Below are 3,303 nucleotides of genomic sequence, written 5' to 3'. Positions count from 1 at the left end.
GTCGAACGTCGCGTCGACCAGCGCCAACCCGGGCATCACCTGCACGGCCTGTCACGACCAGCACGGCGGGCCGGCGGACGCCCTGCTCGGCGTCTTCGACGCGGCGAGCGGCAACTCGTTCATCAACGGCCGCCGCATCCTCGCCAGCGACAACGTGGTGTGCTTCGCGTGCCACAACGCCGCGCCCACGACTCCCGCGAGCCTGTCGGCGTCGGGCTGGCCGGACAGCTACTACGGCTGGCCGGGCGAGAGCGTCTACGCGACCGGCTACAACGCCACGACCCGCTACGGCTCGATGCACGGCACGAGCGCCGCGGTCCCGTCGTACCAGTACCCCGGCACGACGTACGCCAAGGGCGACTGCAAGAACTGCCACGACATGCACGGCAACGCGAACCTCTACGACATCGTGCGCGGCGGAACGACGGCCACGCCGAACTTCAGCCCGAAGTCGGCCGGCGTCTGCTTCGCGTGCCACGACTCGGACGGCCCCGCGTCGAGCGACATCAAGCAGTACTGGGGCACCTACGCCGGCGGCACGCAGACCACCACGACCGCGACGCGCTACGGCCACCAGACCAAGTGCACCACGAGCACCGTCCTGCCTGCGGGCAGCGCCGTGCCGTGCTACGCGTGCCACAACCCGCACGGCACCGCGGGCTCCGCGTTCGGCCTGCTGATCGTCACGCGCGCGAACAACACCACCGTGGTCCTCGGCGACGCCGCGGACGAGATCACGATCACCGCGCCCGGCTCGTCCTCCGCCCCGGCCATCCGCAACTTCTGCTTCGCGTGCCATACCGCGAGCGACACGGGCAACGGGTACTCCGGCGGCACCACGCTGACCACCGTCGTGGCGGCGGACATGGTCCAGGGCATCTCGCGCACGAGCGGGCGGCTCGTGGGCGGCGTCGGGCCGGTCCTGCGCCTGCCGGTGGTCAACGGCCACCGCCAGAACGACACCGACTCCTGTTACAAGTGCCACGGCGGCTCGTACCCCGGCTCCAACGTGCACAACCCCACCGGCGGCCTGTCCGCGGGCGGCACTCCGTGCTACGGCTGCCACACCGCGTACCAGTCGCCGATGGAGGACGGGCTCGGCTCGGCCACCGGCGCCACGCGCGCGAACTTCGTGCACCACGTGATGGGCAACGCGACCAGCGACGGCGACACGGTGACCCCGGGCGGCACGGGCGCCTACCCGACGTCGACCACCGACGTCTTCTGCCTGTCATGCCACACGGACCACAACTACTTCAACGGATCGACCGCGGCGAGCCCGGCCGCGAACCTGCGGCAGAACATCGGGAGCACGAACGGCGCGCTCGCCACCAACACGGACTTCATGCCGAGCGGCTCGTACGGCATCTGCGTGAGCTGCCACAGCACCGGCGCGCTCGCGAAGCAGGGCATGGGCTCGGATCAGCTCAACGTGGGGGCGGCCAACACGCCCGACATCGACGGCGCGCCGTACGCGGCGTCGGCCCACGACTACGAGTCGAGCTCCACGCTCGGCGTCTCGAAGTTCCGCGCGAACTGCTCGAAGTGCCACACCGACGACGCGGCCAAGGACTTCCAGACCGGCACGTACACCTTTGGGACGCACTACGACAACATGGCCGGTCTGTTGACCGCACTGGGTGTGGTCACGAGCCCGCCGAAGGACGAGGCGTGCCGCAAGTGCCACGACGCGAGCGGCGACGTCTACGGTACGGCGATGAGCGCCGCGGCGAAGGCGGTCGACGCGACCTTCACCTCGAGCGTGTCCAAGCACCCGATGTCCAAGGTGACCTGCGCCAACTGCCACAACGTCCACGAGGCGTCCGCGGCCGACGCGGTCTTCGACGCCGACAACACCTACAACAGCGCCGGCTACTCGCTCACGAACACGGGCAGCGTCAACACCTTCTGCCTGAAGTGCCACGACGGCACGCTGCCGGCGCAGACGGTGAACGGGACGACCTACATCCCGTGGACCGTCACGGCGAACGCGACGGCGAACGTCGGGGCGTTCTACACGACCGACGGGCACGGGTACGCCGCGCCCGGAACGCCGATCAGCAACCAGGTCACCACGCTGTACGGCGCCGTCGCGAGCGACACCCCCGTCACGTGGAACAACGAAGCGAACGCGCTCGGATCCACCGCAGGGAACTACGCGACGTCCAACCAGATGCCGTTCGACATGTGGCAGACGTTCACGTTCCCGAGCGGGATCACCAACATCGACGGCGCCACGATCACGGTTCGCAGCCAGGCCAACCCGGACGGCTGGAACCAGATCACGACGGACGGCTACAGCACGCCGTCCACGTACTACCCGCAGGCGGACCACTCGATCGTTCCGGCCGCGAACACCTCCGGCACGGCGCCGTTCTGGGACGACGTGGACGATCCGTACAACACGCCCGATGACCGCACCGCGGGGTCGTACTTCACCTTCATCAACGACGGCACGGCGACCAGCCAGGCGATGTTCTTCCTCACGACCTCGCCGACCATCCCCGCACAGGCGACCAGCATCAGCGTCGAGGTGGTCTACCGTGCCCAGGACGTGACGACGGGGGTCAACTGGGTCGCCGGCCTGCTCAACTGCGGCGGCACGACCTACACCCCGAGTCCTGCCCGCAGGTGGGACCCGCCGGCGGCGTGGACGACCACGCGCACGGTCTGGGCGAACAACCCGCGCACCGCGGCGGCGTGGACGGTGGCGCAGATCAACACCGGCGGCAGCGATGCGAACGGTCTGCGGGCCTTCGGCGTGGCATGTTCGGACGCGAACCCCGACATCTCGGTGACCCAGGTCTACCTGCTGGTGAAGTACGTCATCCAGAACGATGACGACTGGAACATCCAGTACTCCACCAACAGTGGCGGGTCGTGGACGGACATCACTGCCGCCACGAGCACGTCGGAGACCGTCGACACTGACCACACGCTCTCGCTCAACGGCATCCTGACTGCGGCCAACTACACCGGCTTCGCGGTCCGCGTGCGTGGGCTCCAGGTCGGCGCCGTCGACTCGCCGAGGGGCACGCTCGACTGGGACTACAGCGCGCTCCAGATCCAGTACGACGGGAACCTCCCCGGCACGGTGCGCGCGAGCTGCCGCAGCTGCCACGAGCAGCACGGCTCCACGCTGCCCAAACTGCTGAACAACTCGATCGACGCGACGAACGTTCCCGCCAACGACATGCGCGTCTGCTTCGCGTGCCACGACGCTAACGGCCCGGGCAGCAACATCGCCTCGTACTACCCGCCGACCGGCTACCGCACCGCTCCTGCCACGCACCTGCGCCCCCG

At 69.1% G+C, this 3,303-nt stretch carries 1 protein-coding gene; it reads left to right on the top strand.

The genetic code is table 11. The features are described from left to right. Window positions 1-3,303, top strand: a 3,303-nt coding sequence (locus FDZ70_08240; GenBank protein TLM72675.1) for a hypothetical protein, incomplete at both ends; no start/stop codon positions are given.

The organism is Actinomycetota bacterium (genome assembly GCA_005774595.1).
Classification (GTDB): domain Bacteria; phylum Actinomycetota; class Coriobacteriia; order Anaerosomatales; family D1FN1-002; genus D1FN1-002.
This window is presented reverse-complemented; position numbering and strand designations above follow the sequence as displayed.